Source organism: Litoreibacter sp. (assembly GCF_039974535.1).
In the GTDB taxonomy this organism is placed as follows: domain Bacteria; phylum Pseudomonadota; class Alphaproteobacteria; order Rhodobacterales; family Rhodobacteraceae; genus Litoreibacter.
This window is the reverse complement of record NZ_JBDWIU010000001.1, coordinates 64814-79676: the sequence shown is the minus strand read 5'-3', so window position 1 is coordinate 79676 and position 14863 is coordinate 64814. Positions and strand designations below refer to the sequence as shown.

Genomic DNA, 14863 nt, shown 5'->3' with positions numbered 1-14863 from the left:
TTTGATGGCTAACAAATTAGTGTGGAGGTTCACCTTGCCCCTTTGGCTGCCGCAACTTATCTCGACAACTAAGACAAGACACGCCTCAGACCTCTTGGCGATGTAAGGGCCGTGTCTATTAGTGTCAACGCCGCGCCCCCGTGCGGCCCCTGAGGAGACAGATATTATGGGCAAATTTTCAACACTTCTGCGTGCAACCGGCCTTGCCGTGTCCGTTGCAATGCCAGCAATGGCGCAGGACGCGACCACCGTTATGGCAACCGTGAATGGCACAGATATTACCCTTGGTCACATGATTGCGCTGCAAGAGCGCCTTCCAGATCAATACAAACAGCTTGAAGACGACGTGCTGTTCGACGGCATTCTGGAGCAGTTGATCCAGCAAACCACCCTGAGCCAAGAAATGGAAAAAGATCTTTCCGGCACAATCGCACTTAGCAAAGAGAACGAAATCCGCGCCTTCCTTGCAGGTGAACTGCTTGCAAAGATCGGCACGGCAGACGTAGCTGAGGACGATATCAAAGCAATCTACACCGAACGCTTCGCTGAAGATGAATCTGAAATGGAGTTCAACGCCTCACACATCCTTGTCGAAACCGAGGAGACCGCAAAAGAGCTGGTTACCATGTTGAATGACGGCGCCGACTTCGCTGAACTCGCAAAAGAGAAATCCACCGGCCCAAGTGGCCCAAGCGGCGGATCGTTGGGTTGGTTTGGCAAAGGCGCCATGGTTCCCGCTTTTGAAGAAGCTGTGATTGAGCTGGAAGATGGCGCTGTTTCGGAGCCGGTTCAAACCCAATTCGGTTGGCACGTTGTCAAACGCGTCGAAAGCCGCGTGAAAGAAGCTCCAGCACTGGACGCCGTCCGCGAAGAAATCGAACGCGAGCTTCGCGCCAAAGCAATCGACGATGAGATCAGCCGTTTGACCGAAAGCGCTGAAATTACCCGCGCTGACGTGGTGGTTGATCCTACTGCCATCCGCAATGTAGACCTTTTGCCGAAGTAACCGACACAAAAGGTCCGCCACTATGGCCAGCATCACCAAAGTATCCCCCCTTGCACCCAAGGGGGGCTTCCCCACTCTACCCGATATTGGTGGCGTACGTTTTTCCACTGTTGCCGCAGGGGTCAAATATACTGGCCGAACAGACGTCATGCTGGCCGAAATCGCAGCAGGTAGCGCGATTGCTGGCGCATTCACCAAGTCCTCAACCCGATCTGCGCCCGTCCTAGACTGTCAGTCCAAGCTGGGCCGCGTAGAGGATGACGATAAGGGTTTCGCGTTTTTGGTGAACTCTGGAAACTCCAACGCGTTCACAGGTGGAGTTGGTACGAAAGCCGTTGAGGAAATTTGCCACGCCACGGCGCAAGAAATGAACCTACCTGCCTCGCATATCTACACCGCCTCCACAGGTGTGATTGGGGAGCCTCTTCCTTATGAAAAAATCACTGGGATGATTGGGACATTGTCGCAGACTTTATCCCCTGATGGGATTGAAGCTGCAGCGAATGCCATCATGACCACCGACACTTTCGCCAAAGGCGCCTCTGCCACCTGCGAAATTGGCGGCGTCGAAGTGAATGTCGCGGGCATCGCCAAAGGGTCGGGCATGATCGCCCCTGATATGGCGACAATGTTGGTCTACATTTTTACTGACGCCAAAATCAGCCAGCTTGGATTGCAAGATATGGTATCACGATTGAACGAGGGTACGTTCAACTCGATTACGGTCGATAGTGATACTTCAACCTCGGACAGCTTGCTCGTCGCCGCAACAGGTGTCTCTGGCGCGAACGCGGAAGAAAACGAAACCTTCGAACGCACGCTAGGCGTGGTCATGAAAAATCTGGCGCATCAGGTCGTGCGTGATGGTGAAGGTGCGACCAAGTTCGTAGAGATTCACGTCGAGGGCGCGATTGACAACGTGGACGCCCGCAAAGTCGCAATGTCGATTGCCAACTCGCCCTTGGTGAAAACCGCCATTGCTGGGGAGGACCCAAATTGGGGCCGCGTGGTTATGGCCGTGGGAAAATCAGGGGCAAATGCCGACCGGGACCGGTTATCGATTTGGTTTGGCGATGTCCTAGTGGCCGAAAACGGCTGGGTATCCCCGACATATGTTGAAGAGGACGCGGCCAAGCACATGAAGAACGAAGATCTACTGATACGGGTTGATCTGGGATTGGGGGCTGGGCACAGCACCGTCTGGACCTGCGATTTGACTCACGGGTACATTGAAATCAACGCGGATTACCGATCATGAAAACTGTATTGGTATCCGCTGTCGCTTTGATTGACGCTGATGGTCGCGTGCTTCTGGCCCAGCGCCCAGAAGGCAAATCTATGGCTGGCCTATGGGAGTTTCCTGGCGGCAAAGTCGAGCAGGGCGAAACACCCGAAGCCGCCCTTATTCGTGAGCTTCAAGAAGAATTGGGCATCAATACATGGCAAAGCTGCCTTGCACCGTTAACCTTTGCTAGCCACAGCTACGATGGTTTTCACCTTCTGATGCCTCTATTCGCTTGCCGAAAATGGGAAGGGATTCCCAGCCCTCAGGAAGGTCAAACATTGGAATGGGCGCGTCCTAATGCGCTAAAAAACTACGAAATGCCGCCTGCGGACATCCCATTGATCCCAATTTTACGTGACTGGCTATAGGGTTAACCGCTGTGGCAAGATATTCAGCTTTTTTGCTGGAATGAAACGAAAGCCACGCTAAACTGCCCCTACACAACTTTGGGGGAAGTTAACGTGCTAGCAACAGTGACAATCGGCAGCTGCGTTTCAATTCAAGGCACCTTTGTTAAGGCGCTGGACAACGGGTTAATTCGCATCAAAGTAGACAGCAATGTTTACGATGGCCGTCCAATCAAAGCGCGACGCCGCTAAACCCACCCTTGTAAATTGTCGTCGATAATTTGAGCCAGCGCAGCGATGTGAGAAGGCTCATCGTTGAGGCATGGGATGTAGGTGAATTGCTCGCCGCCCGCTTCCTCGAAGCTTTCTTTGATTTCTTCGTTGATCTCTTCCAGCGTCTCAATGCAATCGGCTGAGAACGCCGGTGCGATTACCGCGATCTTCTTTTTACCGTCTTCGGCAAGCCGCGCGACCTGCTCGACAGTATAGGGTTTCAACCATTCTTCACGGCCAAACACCGACTGGAATGTCGTAGTAATGTCAGTGTCAGCCCAGCCCAAACGTTCCTTGAGCAAGCGCGTCGTTTTTAGACAGTGGCAATGGTAAGGATCGCCTTCCATCAGATAGCGAATTGGCATTCCGTGGTATGAGCATACCAACACGTCCGGACGCTCGATCCCCTCATAGGCGCGCTCTACCGATTGAGCCAAGGCGTCAATGTAGGCTTCATTTTCAAAGTATGCCGGAACAGTGCGGGCAGATGGCTGCCACTTTTCCTTCATCAAGGCACGGAAGAATTCGTCGTTTGCAGTTGCAGACGTCGCACCTGCGTAATGCGGGTACAATGGGAAAAACACGATCTTGTCGCAACCTTTGGCGATCAATTCTTTGACCTTGGATTTGGTCGACGGATTTCCGTACCGCATACAGAAATCAAGTTCGACATCATCCCCATATTTTTCCTGCATCACCGCCTTAAGCGCCGCGGTCTGATCTTTGGTGATCGTCAGCAAGGGGCTTTCGCCTTTCTCGTGGTTCCAGATGCTTTTGTAGGCCTCACCAGATGCGAAGGGGCGTTTTGTCAGGATGATCAGTTGCAACAAAGGCTGCCACTTCCATGACGCCAGATCCACCACCCGCTTATCGGACAAGAACTCGTTCAAATACCGACGCATTGGCCAATAGGTATAATCATCAGGTGTACCGAGATTGGCAATCAGAACTCCGACCTTGCCGAATTTCACTTTCGGGTGGTCGGCATCAGCATGTGGCAACGGTGTCGGGTTCACTATGTTCATCTCGTTTAATCCTTGTTCCCTTTAACAGGCTTTGCGTCAGGCCCCAACTCCGGCGTATTCAAAAAATCGGCAAGACGGGTAGAGGCCGATCCCGGTTGCAGCGGCTTTTGTTGTGTCTCGGAAGGAGCCCATCCTGTCAGAAATATCATCTCGAACGTGGCGGTGACGCGGTCGTCTTCCGTCTTATAGTGATCTGAATAGATACGGGCCATACGAGTAAACAATTCACGCGGCGGTATTCTTCTTTGACGCTCGGTGAGCGCATTGCCTTCGCCCATTGCCCGCAGGTCATGTAGCAACGCTAGTGGCGTAGAATAGCTAACGTTTCGCTTGGTGCTGTCCGCTACTGGTAGCGCGAGACCAGCGCGTTGGAGCAATCCGCCAAGATCACGAATTTCACCCATTGGCGCCACGCGCGGCGCAAGGCCACCTGTTAATGCGACCTCTGCCTCGGACAACGCTGCGCGTAGCTCCACCAAGGTTTGACCACCCAAGAATGCGGAAATGAACAATCCATCGGGTCGTAATGCACGGCGGCACTGCACCAATTGGCCCACCGGATCATTCGCCCAGTGAAGCGCCATAGCGTGAATGACCAGATCAAAGGAATTCGGCTCTAGGGCGAGGGTATCCTCGTCAGACACCACCTTCGCATCTGGGAACGCTTCACTCCAAAATTCTGGATGACCCGTCACAATAGCGATTGCCGTAAACGATCTATTAACATCGATCAGTCTTTCCTGAACCTCGAACAACGCCTCGTCATGCAAAAACATGGCTGGTTCTCGTTGCGCGGCCCGCTCTCGTTGGCGAAGCAATGCTGCGCGATCGGTTAGGGGGCGAGGTTGAGACACTTGAAGACACTCCGAAGGCTGAGATGCCGCTACTTAGAGGAACGGGATGAAATTGCAATCCGCGCTACGGTTAATCTATCCGCCACAATGCCTGACATGTGGTGCAGCGGTGGAGGACGAAATGTCCCTTTGCGGCGATTGCTGGAAAGAGACGTATTTTATCGATGGGTTAGCCTGTACCACATGCGGCCTGCCATTGCCCGGGAAAGATCGTGAGGAAGATGTTCAATGCGATGACTGCATGACCATTGCACGGCCATGGCGATTTGGGCGCGCAGCAATGCTTTACCGCGGGAAAGGGCGCGAGCTGGTTTTACGGCTAAAGCATGGGGACCGCAGCGATTTCGCGCGACCCGCCGCGCATTGGATGGCTCGCGTTGCACCACCGGTTGAGCCAAACACCGCAATCGTTCCCGTTCCGCTACATTGGTTGCGGCAGTTAAAACGGCGCTACAATCAATCTGCGCTAATAGCCAAGATACTGGCTGACGATCTAGGAGCGCAGTACTTACCGGATTCTCTACATCGCCCCAAAGCCACACAAGCGCTTGATGGGAAGTCGCGCGACAACCGCTTTGCTTCCCTTCAGGGCCAAATCATTCCACACCCCAAAAGGGGCCATCATTTAGCGGGCCGTCACGTCCTGCTTGTTGACGATGTCATGACTTCTGGTGCGACATTAGCCGCCTGCGCCGAAGCTTGTATTTCAGCTGGCGCACGCGAAGTTGACGTGCTGGTGCTAGCGCGCGTGTCCAAAGATGACTAAGTATCCCGTCAACGCTTTTTGACGAAGGACAAGAACTGATGGCTAAAATTGAAATCTATACCTCTTCCCTATGCGGCTACTGCCACGCGGCCAAGCGCTTGCTGGCCAAAAAAGGTGTCGAATATGACGAGACAAATGTAGGCCGTGACAGCGGTAAGAAAGCGGCCATGATCCAGCGTGCAAATGGCGGTCGTACGGTCCCTCAGATCTTTATCGACAACAAGCACATCGGCGGATACGACGATCTGAACGCACTAGATCGCGCAGGCAAGCTAGACAAATTGCTGGCGTGAACCTTGGCATTCTCCAGCTCAATTCAAGCGATGCTCCCGCTGCAAACCTGATCGAAACGCTACGGCTGATCGATGAGGCTGTCATGGCAGGGGCGGAGTTTGTTTTGACGCCAGAGGTGACCAACTGCGTCTCCACTAGCCGCCGGCACCAGATGGAGGTTTTATCGCATCAGGACGATGACCCCAGCTTGGCCGCCTTTAGAAAAGCCGCACGCCAGCACAATATATGGCTGATGATTGGATCATTGGGGCTGAAGACAAACGACCCCGATGGCCGGTTTGCAAATCGATGCTTCTTGATCAACCCAGAAGGTGAGATTGCCAACTGGTACGACAAGATCCACATGTTCGACGTGGATATATCCGAAGGTGAAAGTTACCGCGAAAGCGACGGGTACCGCCCTGGAACGCGCGCCGTAGTCGCGGATGCCGGGTTTGCCAAGATAGGTATGTCCATCTGCTATGACATGCGGTTTCCCAAATTGTACCGCGATCTGGCCCATGCAGGGGCGCAGATCATCACCGCCCCCGCCGCATTCTCTCCGATTACGGGTGCAGCACATTGGGAAAGCCTGCTGCGCGCCCGTGCGATAGAAACCGGATGTTTTGTGATTGCCCCCGCGCAAACAGGACAACACCTAACTTCTGCTGGGAAATCCCGTTCTACCCATGGGCATTCCTTAGTTATTAGCCCTTGGGGTGAAGTAATTCTGGACGCAGGGACGGATGCAGGTATGGTCTCACTGAAAATTGATCTGGACGACGTTGCGAGGGCGCGACAGCGTGTCCCTTCATTAACTCATGACCGCCCCTATACGTTTTGATCTATGGCAGACACTCAGGACCCTATTGCAGTATCGCTTTTTAGCGAGCTGTTCATGGCAGACCAACTTGCGCGCAACAAGTTGAGCAAAGCCCTGCCGAAAGGTATGGAGCTGTCCCATTTCACGATGCTGAACCATTTGTATCAGCTGACCGAGCCGCGCACCCCAGCACAACTTGCCAAAAGCTTTGCGCTAACGCGGGGGGCATTGACCAATACGCTAACCAAGCTGGAGTGGGCAGGTCATATCCATGTCTCACCCGATTGGGACGATGCCAGACGCAAACAAGTCGTTATCAGCCCAGCTGGTCGCCGCGCCCGCGACACCGCATTGGATGCTGTCGCACCTATGATCATGAATATCATCGAGCGTGTAGGGCCGGACAGGGTCCGCGACACACTGCCAGTGTTAAGAGACTTGCGTCGCAACCTCGCCGAAGACTAGCTTGGCTTCACGCTGGCGGTCACATAATTCACCGACAGGTCGCGGTCCGACAAAGACCACCCCCAAGTGATCGGGTTGAACACAAAGCCCTTGCGATCAACCGGCTCTAATTGCGCATTGGAAATCAATTCAAACAATTCGTCTGGCGTGATGAACTTGTTCCAATCGTGCGTGCCTTTCGGCAACCAGCGCATGATATGTTCCGCCCCAATGATCGCAACCACAAAGCTTTTGGGATTGCGGTTCAGGGTTGAGCACACCATCAAACCGCCTGGCTTTAGCAGTTTTTGACACGCAGTCAGGTAGGCTAGGGGGTCGGCCACGTGCTCGACCACTTCCATGTTTAGCACAACGTCAAACTGCTCGCCCGCGTCGGCCATCGCCTCAGCGGTGGTGTGGCGATAATCAATATCCAACCCAGATTGCGCCGCATGAACCTGTGCCACTGGAATATTCCCACCGGCTGCATCAGCACCCACAACGTCTGCCCCAAGCCGCGCCATAGGTTCGGACAACAAGCCACCGCCACAACCGATATCAAGCAACCGCAACCCTCTGAACGGCGAAGGCGCATCTAGATCACGATCAAATTCCGCTGCGATCTGGCTGGTTATATAATCCAAGCGACACGGGTTGAGCATATGAAGAGGCTTGAACTTACCGTTCAGATCCCACCATTCGGCGGCCATGGCCTCAAACTTTGCAACTTCGGAAGGATCGACGGTGGAGGTGTTCATGTGCAAACTCATCTTCAAGTTGGTCATTTTGAGGCATGGTACCCAGCGCTCACCGGACTATATAGGGAAGTATGGACAGATCGTCAGGACAAAACCGCGCGGTTGCGCATCTATATCCACCCATCGACCCGTTCGATCAGCGGATGCTGGAGGTGGGCGAGGGTCACCGCATCTATGTTGAACAATGTGGCAACCCCAACGGCATCCCCGTTGTTGTTCTTCACGGCGGACCGGGTGGCGGGTGCTCACCTGCGATGCGGCGCTACTTTGATCCCAATGTTTATCGCATTGTCCTGTTTGATCAACGTGGCTGTGGACGTTCACGGCCCCACGCTAGTGTCAGCGACAACACAACACAGCACCTTATTCGTGACATCGAGCTGATCCGCGAAACCTTTGGCATTGATAAGTGGGTCGTCTTTGGTGGCAGCTGGGGTGCGACCTTGTCGCTGCTTTATGCGCAAAGCCATCCCGAGCGCGCTGCCCACCTTGTACTTCGCGGCGTCTTCTTGATGACACAAGTAGAGTTGGACTGGTTCTACGCAGGCGGAGCTGGGCAATTCTTTCCCGAACAATGGGCGAAATTTGCCAACCTCATTCCTGAGGAAGAGCAAGGCGACATAATAGCGGCCTACCATCGCAGACTATTCTCGGGCGATACTCCGTTGGAAACCACCTATGCTCGTGCTTGGGCCGGATGGGAAAATGCACTGGCGGCCCTGACGGTACATCACCCTATCGGCGACGCCCCTGCAGAATACGCCCGCGCATTTGCCAGATTAGAGAACCATTATTTCACCCATAAAGGCTTCTTAGAAAGCGATGGTCAGATTTTAAACCAACGGCATGTCATTGAGCATATCCCTGCAGATATCGTGCAGGGTCGCTATGATATGATTTGCCCTCCGATCTCGGCATACCGGTTGGCAGATGGGTGGGACAAAGCACGTTTGAGAATGATTGCCGCCGCCGGCCATGCTCTATCTGAGCCTGCAATTACTGCGGAACTTGTCCTAATAATGAACGAGTTACGCGGACGATTGACTTAGTTTAGGTTAAGGCTAGACAGTATATCGATAATTTTTGCTCTATGGGTTTACAGATCGTAAGTAGTCGCTACTCTCGCAAGTTGCAGAAACAGATGGATGTAAAAAGCGCCCGTGGCTGGACTATCTAAGATTATCCTACAAAGACTGTTGCTTGGGATCGCAACCCTTTTCGCCGTATCGATTATCATTTTTGTTGCTGTGAATGCCCTACCTGGGGACTTTGCTGAGTCTATTTTGGGTCAAGGCGCGACCCCCGAGGCTGTCGCGGCTATTCGTGAGCAACTAGGCCTGAATGAAAGCCCCGTTACGAGATATTTCAAATGGCTTTCCGGCGCTCTTCAAGGTGACCTAGGCATTCCAATGTCGCAGGCATTGTTTGCGTCCTTCGCCGGATCGAGCACCGGTGGTGACGTCATCACTGTTTTTGACCAAATCGTACCACGACTGAAAAATACGCTGTTTCTCGCAGGTGTGAGCGCGGTCATCGCGGTGCCTCTTGCTGTCACTTTGGGAATTCTTACCGCCCTTTACCGCAACACGGCTTTCGACAAAGCGATGAACGTCTCCACCCTATCAGCGATTTCCAGCCCCGAGTTCTTCCTTGCTTATGTCCTGATCTTGTTCCTTGCCGTGCTGAGCCCTGTGTTCCCATCGCTGTCGAATATCTTTCCGGGTATGGAGTTCAGCGACCGATTGAACAAAACCATGTTGCCTGCTTTGACGCTGACGTTGGCAGTCACCGCACAAATGATGCGCATGACGCGCGCCGCGATCATCAACTTGCTCGCGTCGCCCTATATCGAGATGGCCCGCCTAAAAGGCCTGTCGCCAATGCGCGTCATCGTACAGCATGCGCTTCCTAACGCCTTGGCCCCAATCATCACCGTGATTGCGCTAAACTTGGCCTATCTCGTCACTGGCGTTGTCGTCGTGGAGGTAGTCTTCGTCTACCCCGGCATCGGCCAGCTATTCGTAGACAGCGTCAAAATTCGCGACATCCCTGTAGTTCAAGCCTGCTGCCTGATCTTCGCTGCAGTCTACATTCTACTGAACCTAACGGCTGATGTGCTTTCCATCATCTCTAACCCACGTCTGAGGCATCCAAAATGAGCGCTTTAATTTGGATCGCTGTTGGTCTTCTTGTCCTGTGGGCTGTGGCTTGGGCGTTTCGCCTTGCTGGACAAAAAGCGACCGGTAACAAACCCTATTTTCGCGATATGCCGCTTGGCGTGGCGTTCGGATACGTCTTCGCCGCTGCCGCGATAGCCTTTAGCGCTTGGTATTTTTTTCAGCCCAGAGTCGTCGACGCAGTACCGCAAGCCGGTGTGATCTTCTTCCGTTGGGCTGTGATTGGGCTTCTTGGATTTGCTGCGGCCTCATGGGTATTTCGCACAATTTTTCGCACGGTCGGCACTGAGGGCAGCAAAAAACTGTTCCGATCCATGCCGCTGACGGCGGCGTTCGGCGTATTGATCATCATCATCTATGCCATCGTTTCGATCTTTGCCGGTGTGCTGGCCCCCTACGGTCAGGAAGAAATTCTTGGTGCGGCCAATGTCGTCGCCGGTGGCGACCCAGCACTTGGTGGCGATCCAGAGTTTCCATTGGGCACCGACCAAATCGGCCGCGATATTCTAAGCCGTTTGATCTTTGGCGCACAAAACACCGTAGGCATCGCCTTTGTCACAACTTGTCTCGCGTTTTTTCTTGGAGGCTCGCTTGGCTTCCTTGCGGCCGTTTTGGGTGGTTGGCTAGACCAGCTTTTGTCACGGATGGTGGATGCATTGATGGCGATCCCGTCTTTGATCTTTTCACTATTGCTCATGACAATCGCCACCGCATGGGCTGGCAGCGAAGCTTGGTTGGTCACGATCTACATGATCTTCATCATCGCCGTGATCGACAGCACCCGCGTATTCCGCCTTTCGCGCGCTGTTGGCCAAAGCATCGTGGTTATGGATTACATCGAGGCCGCAAAACTACGCGGTGAAGGCATGGGCTACCTGATATTCCGCGAGATCCTGCCAAATGCAGTTGCACCACTCTTGGCCGAGTTCGGCCTGCGGTTCTGCTTTGTGTTTCTCACCATCGCATCGCTCAGCTTTCTGGGTGTGGGTATTCAACCGCCCAAAGCGGACTGGGGCACCATGGTGCGTGACTTGTCGCAATTCATCAACTTCGCGGCCTTCGCGCCGAATGTTGCTGTTACTCCATTGTTGGCTGCTGGCGCCATCGCCCTGCTCACCGTCGCCGTCAACTTCGTGGTCGATTGGATGCTACATAAATCGTCGGGGCTAAAAGAATGAGCGACCTGCTGCTTAAAATTCGTGACCTCAAGATTGAGGGCCGTTCTGATGAGACGTGGAACCCAATTATCAACGGTGTCAATGTTGACCTCAAAAAGGGCGAAGTCCTTGGGATGATCGGCGAGTCCGGTGCTGGTAAGTCAACGGTTGGCCTTGCATCAATGGGGTACACTCGCGACGGGGTTCGGATCAGCAACGGGTCCGTCGTTTTTGATGGGGTCGACTTGGTTACCGCTTCGGCCGCGGTCAAACGCAGCCTTTTGGGCAGCCGAATTGCCTATGTCGCACAGTCCGCCGCGGCCAGCTTCAACCCAGCGCATAAGTTGATCGATCAGCATACCGAAGGTCCCGTGCAGCATGGCGTTTCAAGCCGCGCTGATAGTGAGACAGACGGCATCGAGCTGTATCGCCGTTTGCGTCTTCCCAATCCGGATGAAATTGGCTTTCGCTACCCTCACCAAGTGTCTGGCGGCCAATTGCAACGCGCCATGACCGCGATGGCGATGGCCTGCCGCCCTGATCTTATTATTTTCGACGAGCCTACAACCGCTCTGGATGTGACAACCCAGATCGAAGTTCTGGCGTCTATTCGTGACATCGTTGAACAATTCAACACAGCCGCGATCTACATTACGCATGACCTCGCAGTCGTGGCGCAGATGGCGGATAAGATCAAAGTGCTGCTGAAAGGCGACGAGGTTGAGGAGGCGGACACACGTACAATGCTGTCCTCGCCCAAAAAGGAATACACCAAATCACTTTGGGCCGTTCGCAGCTTTGAGCGCCCGGCCAAACCTGCCATCAATGTAAAAGCCACGCCCGTTGTCAGCGTTAGAAACGTGACCGCAGCCTACGGCACCGTCGATGTTTTGCATGACGTGAGTTTTGATATTCACGCTGGTCGCACGGTTGCTGTTGTCGGTGAGTCCGGTTCCGGCAAGTCGACCACCGCGCGCTGTATTACTGGGCTTCTACCACCGCGCATTGGCCACATAGAATTTGACGGCCAACAATTGCCGCTGAGCTACAAGCAGCGAGACAAGTCCCAACTGCGTCAGGCGCAAATGATCTACCAAATGGCAGATACCGCCTTGAATCCGCGCAAAAGCATCGGTGAGACCATCGGGCGACCGGTTGAGTTTTATATGGGCCTGAAAGGCAAAGAGAAACGCAAACGTGTTGATGAACTTTTGGCCGAGATTGAGCTAGAGCCCACGCAATATTTTGATCGCTTACCTTCGGAACTGTCTGGAGGCCAAAAACAGCGCATTGGCATTGCACGCGCACTGGCGGCTGAGCCGAAGTTCATCATTTGCGACGAAGTAACATCCGCCCTTGATCAATTGGTCGCCGAAGGCATTTTGCGCCTGCTGGCCAAATTACAAGACGAACTAGGCCTCAGCTACATGTTTATCACTCACGATTTGGCGACAGTTCGCTCCATCGCGGATGAAGTGGTCGTCATGAAGGACGGCAATGTGGTCGAGCAGGGACCAAAACTGGATATGTTCCAGCCGCCACACCACCCGTATACTGACCTTTTGCTAAGCTCGGTGCCTGAAATGGACCCAGATTGGCTCACAAATCTACTGAAAGAGCGCGGAGTTGATAACATCGGCGACGCCGCTGTTGATAAGATGTAGCACGAATCGCCTCATATAGAGGCCGATGCTTATGCGGGTGAACCGCTTTCAAATACTAACCAACAGGGAGACAATCATGTCACAAATTTCAAGACGCAGCCTGCTAAAGACAGGTGTTGCCGCGGGCGTTCTTTCCGCCACCGGCCTGCCACTTCGCGCACAAGCCAAGCGCGGTGGAAGACTACGGATGGGCCTGAACGGCGCAAACACATCCGATAGCTGGGATGCACGCACACACTCTGACGCGTTTATGATCAACTCTGGCCACGGTGCCGTATTTGATTGCCTGACCGAAGTTGGCCCAGACGGTCAACTGCGTGGCGAGCTAGCCGAAAGCTGGGAAGCGAGTGCTGACGCCGTAACTTGGACGTTCAAACTTCGCCAAGGTGTTACCTTCCACAACGGCAAAGCATTTGGTGCCGATGATGTGTTGGCATCACTCGCCATGCACACCGAAGAAGGCTCCAAGTCGGCTGCAAAACCAATCGTTTCTGCGATCTCCGAGATGAAGAAGATCAACGATCATGAAGTGGAAATGACGCTTGCGGCTGGGAACGCAGACTTCCCGTTCTTGCTGTCAGATTATCACATCGTGATGTATCCAGCTGGCCAGATCGACGAAGCAATCGCTAAAGGCATCGGCACGGGAATGTACGAAGTTGTTTCGTTCGATCCAGGTGTTCGTTTTGTCGGCAAGCGCGTAGCCAGCCACTATAAAGATGGTAATGCCGGTTGGTTTGACGAAATCGAATATATCGCAATCAACGACACATCCGCTCGGATGAATGCCTTGATGACTGGTCAAGTCGACGCCGTGAACCGCATCGATTTTAAAACCGAAGCACTGATGCGCGCCAACCCACGCGTTGAAATCTTCGAAGTAACTGGCAACCAACACTATACGTTGCCAATGCTGTCGACGGTCGCACCATTCGACAACCTAGATGTTCGTTTGGCTCTTAAGCACTCGATTGATCGCCAAGAAATGGTGGACAAAATTCTTCAAGGTCACGGCGCTGTTGGGAATGACCACCCGATCGGGCCAGCGAACCAGTATTTTGCATCTGACCTGCCACAGGTTTCGTTTGATCCAGACAAAGCCAAACACCACCTCAAAAAGTCCGGTGTTGGCGAGCTGAATGTTGATTTGCACGTTGCGAACGCTGCCTTCAACGGCGCGATTGATGCCGCACAGCTGTATCAAGCCTCTGCTAAGAAGCTAGGTATCAACATCAATGTGGTTCAAGAGCCTGATGATGGCTACTGGTCCAACGTTTGGCTTAAGAAGCCTTGGTGTGCGAGCTACTACTCCGGCCGCGCGACTGAAGATTGGATGTTCGCAACTGCTTACGAGGCAGGCGTTCCTTGGAACGAAAGCCAATGGGATGATCCACGCTTCCAAGAGCTGCTTTATGCTGGTCGTAAGGAATTGGATTCCGACAAGCGTCGCGTGATCTATCACGAAATGCAGGAAATCCTGTCCACTCGTGGTGCATCGGTTATCCCAATGTACGCAAACTATGTGGATGCAGCGTCTTCAGCGTTGGCACACGGAGAAAACATCGGGAACAACTTCCAGATGGATGGCTCTCGTATGGCTGAGCGCTGGTGGTACTCTTAAACGACCCCACCTTAAGAATAGAAAACGCCCCGTCCATTTGGCGGGGCGTTTTTTCTTAGGCTGCGGTTGTGCGCTCTGCGCGTTCCGCATCCCGTTTCTTCCAAGTGCGGTTCATTGCGACATACATGACGGCAACGCCACACAAGAATGCACCACCACCAACTGAGACAAGTGCGCTAAAGCTGCTAAAATCCATTTTTTCCGTTTCCTTCTAACTAAACTAGAGAATGGTTAATTTTGGAATGAGGCAGTTTTTGGACCCGTTTGTGGCTGTCATCAGAACAATCCCAAACAAAACTTGCAGACTCAGGCTTGTTCCCCTATATCCACCTCAACAGCGGCGCGCTGGCTTCCACCCCCAGCGCCCACCGGGAAACATCAACGGGCCGC

The 14863-nt window shown here is 53.5% G+C and carries 16 protein-coding genes; 12 read left to right on the top strand and 4 right to left on the bottom strand.

The window, feature by feature from the left end; all coding sequences use genetic code 11:
• Positions 1 to 166 precede the first annotated feature (166 nt).
• From ABJN86_RS00365 to mutT, 3 genes are read left to right on the top strand one after another with little or no spacing between them, the layout of a single operon-like run.
• On the top strand, positions 167 to 1006 hold the full coding sequence (locus tag ABJN86_RS00365) for a peptidylprolyl isomerase (protein ID WP_348362840.1): 840 nt from the start codon (positions 167 to 169) through the stop codon (positions 1004 to 1006).
• A gap of 22 nt (positions 1007 to 1028) precedes the next feature.
• Positions 1029 to 2264 carry a bifunctional glutamate N-acetyltransferase/amino-acid acetyltransferase ArgJ gene (gene argJ, locus ABJN86_RS00360; RefSeq protein WP_348362841.1) on the top strand — a complete coding sequence of 412 codons (1236 nt, stop codon included), beginning with the start codon at positions 1029 to 1031 and terminating at the stop codon, positions 2262 to 2264.
• Complete coding sequence (mutT, locus tag ABJN86_RS00355; RefSeq protein ID WP_348362843.1) at positions 2261 to 2659, top strand: 8-oxo-dGTP diphosphatase MutT; 399 nt, start codon at positions 2261 to 2263, stop codon at positions 2657 to 2659. The genes argJ and mutT overlap by 4 nt, the downstream gene beginning before the upstream one ends.
• Before the next feature lie 227 nt (positions 2660 to 2886).
• Here the strand turns inward: mutT and hemH are convergent, their stop codons facing one another.
• A complete protein-coding gene (gene hemH, locus ABJN86_RS00350; protein WP_348362844.1) occupies positions 2887 to 3936 on the bottom strand; it encodes a ferrochelatase in 1050 nt (349 codons plus the stop codon).
• A gap of 5 nt (positions 3937 to 3941) precedes the next feature.
• Entirely contained in the window at positions 3942 to 4712 is a 771-nt protein-coding gene (locus tag ABJN86_RS00345; RefSeq protein WP_348362846.1) for a methyltransferase domain-containing protein, read from the bottom strand.
• 124 nt (positions 4713 to 4836) lie between these two features.
• Here ABJN86_RS00345 and ABJN86_RS00340 point away from each other — a divergent pair, with 124 nt between their 5' ends.
• Genes ABJN86_RS00340 through ABJN86_RS00325 form a run of 4 tightly spaced genes read left to right on the top strand, consistent with a single transcriptional unit; the run spans position 4837 to position 7117 of the window.
• Positions 4837 to 5556: a ComF family protein gene (locus ABJN86_RS00340; RefSeq protein ID WP_348362847.1), complete on the top strand. Its 720-nt coding sequence runs from the start codon at positions 4837 to 4839 to the stop codon at positions 5554 to 5556.
• 38 nt (positions 5557 to 5594) lie between these two features.
• On the top strand, positions 5595 to 5849 hold the full coding sequence (gene grxC / locus ABJN86_RS00335; RefSeq protein ID WP_348362848.1) for a glutaredoxin 3: 255 nt from the start codon (positions 5595 to 5597) through the stop codon (positions 5847 to 5849).
• Entirely contained in the window at positions 5846 to 6673 is an 828-nt protein-coding gene (locus ABJN86_RS00330) for a carbon-nitrogen hydrolase family protein (RefSeq protein ID WP_348362850.1), read from the top strand. The genes grxC and ABJN86_RS00330 overlap by 4 nt, the downstream gene beginning before the upstream one ends.
• A gap of 3 nt (positions 6674 to 6676) precedes the next feature.
• Positions 6677 to 7117, top strand: a complete 441-nt coding sequence (locus ABJN86_RS00325) for a MarR family winged helix-turn-helix transcriptional regulator (RefSeq protein ID WP_348362851.1) — start codon at positions 6677 to 6679, stop codon at positions 7115 to 7117.
• Here the strand turns inward: ABJN86_RS00325 and ubiG are convergent.
• Positions 7114 to 7854, bottom strand: coding sequence for a bifunctional 2-polyprenyl-6-hydroxyphenol methylase/3-demethylubiquinol 3-O-methyltransferase UbiG (gene ubiG / locus ABJN86_RS00320; RefSeq protein WP_348362852.1), 741 nt, complete (start codon positions 7852 to 7854; stop codon positions 7114 to 7116). The genes ABJN86_RS00325 and ubiG overlap by 4 nt on opposite strands.
• A gap of 71 nt (positions 7855 to 7925) precedes the next feature.
• Between ubiG and pip the strand changes: the two genes are divergently transcribed.
• The 5 genes from pip to ABJN86_RS00295 all read left to right on the top strand — a co-directional run bounded on the left by pip (position 7926) and on the right by ABJN86_RS00295 (position 14473).
• A complete protein-coding gene (gene pip / locus ABJN86_RS00315) occupies positions 7926 to 8903 on the top strand; it encodes a prolyl aminopeptidase (RefSeq protein ID WP_348362854.1) in 978 nt (325 codons plus the stop codon).
• A 111-nt stretch (positions 8904 to 9014) separates the two neighbouring features.
• Positions 9015 to 10013, top strand: coding sequence for an ABC transporter permease (locus tag ABJN86_RS00310; RefSeq protein WP_348362856.1), 999 nt, complete (start codon positions 9015 to 9017; stop codon positions 10011 to 10013).
• Positions 10010 to 11209, top strand: a complete 1200-nt coding sequence (locus ABJN86_RS00305) for an ABC transporter permease (RefSeq protein ID WP_348362858.1) — start codon at positions 10010 to 10012, stop codon at positions 11207 to 11209. The genes ABJN86_RS00310 and ABJN86_RS00305 overlap by 4 nt, the downstream gene beginning before the upstream one ends.
• A complete protein-coding gene (locus tag ABJN86_RS00300) occupies positions 11206 to 12852 on the top strand; it encodes an ABC transporter ATP-binding protein (RefSeq protein WP_348362859.1) in 1647 nt (548 codons plus the stop codon). The genes ABJN86_RS00305 and ABJN86_RS00300 overlap by 4 nt, the downstream gene beginning before the upstream one ends.
• 76 nt (positions 12853 to 12928) lie before the next feature.
• Positions 12929 to 14473, top strand: a complete 1545-nt coding sequence (locus ABJN86_RS00295) for an ABC transporter substrate-binding protein (RefSeq protein ID WP_348362860.1) — start codon at positions 12929 to 12931, stop codon at positions 14471 to 14473.
• A gap of 55 nt (positions 14474 to 14528) precedes the next feature.
• Here ABJN86_RS00295 and ABJN86_RS00290 read toward each other — a convergent pair whose 3' ends face one another.
• The gene (locus ABJN86_RS00290) at positions 14529 to 14669 is read right to left on the bottom strand and encodes a hypothetical protein (protein WP_348362861.1); all 141 of its coding nucleotides are present in this window, start codon (positions 14667 to 14669) and stop codon (positions 14529 to 14531) included.
• Between the last annotated feature and the right edge of the window lie 194 nt (positions 14670 to 14863).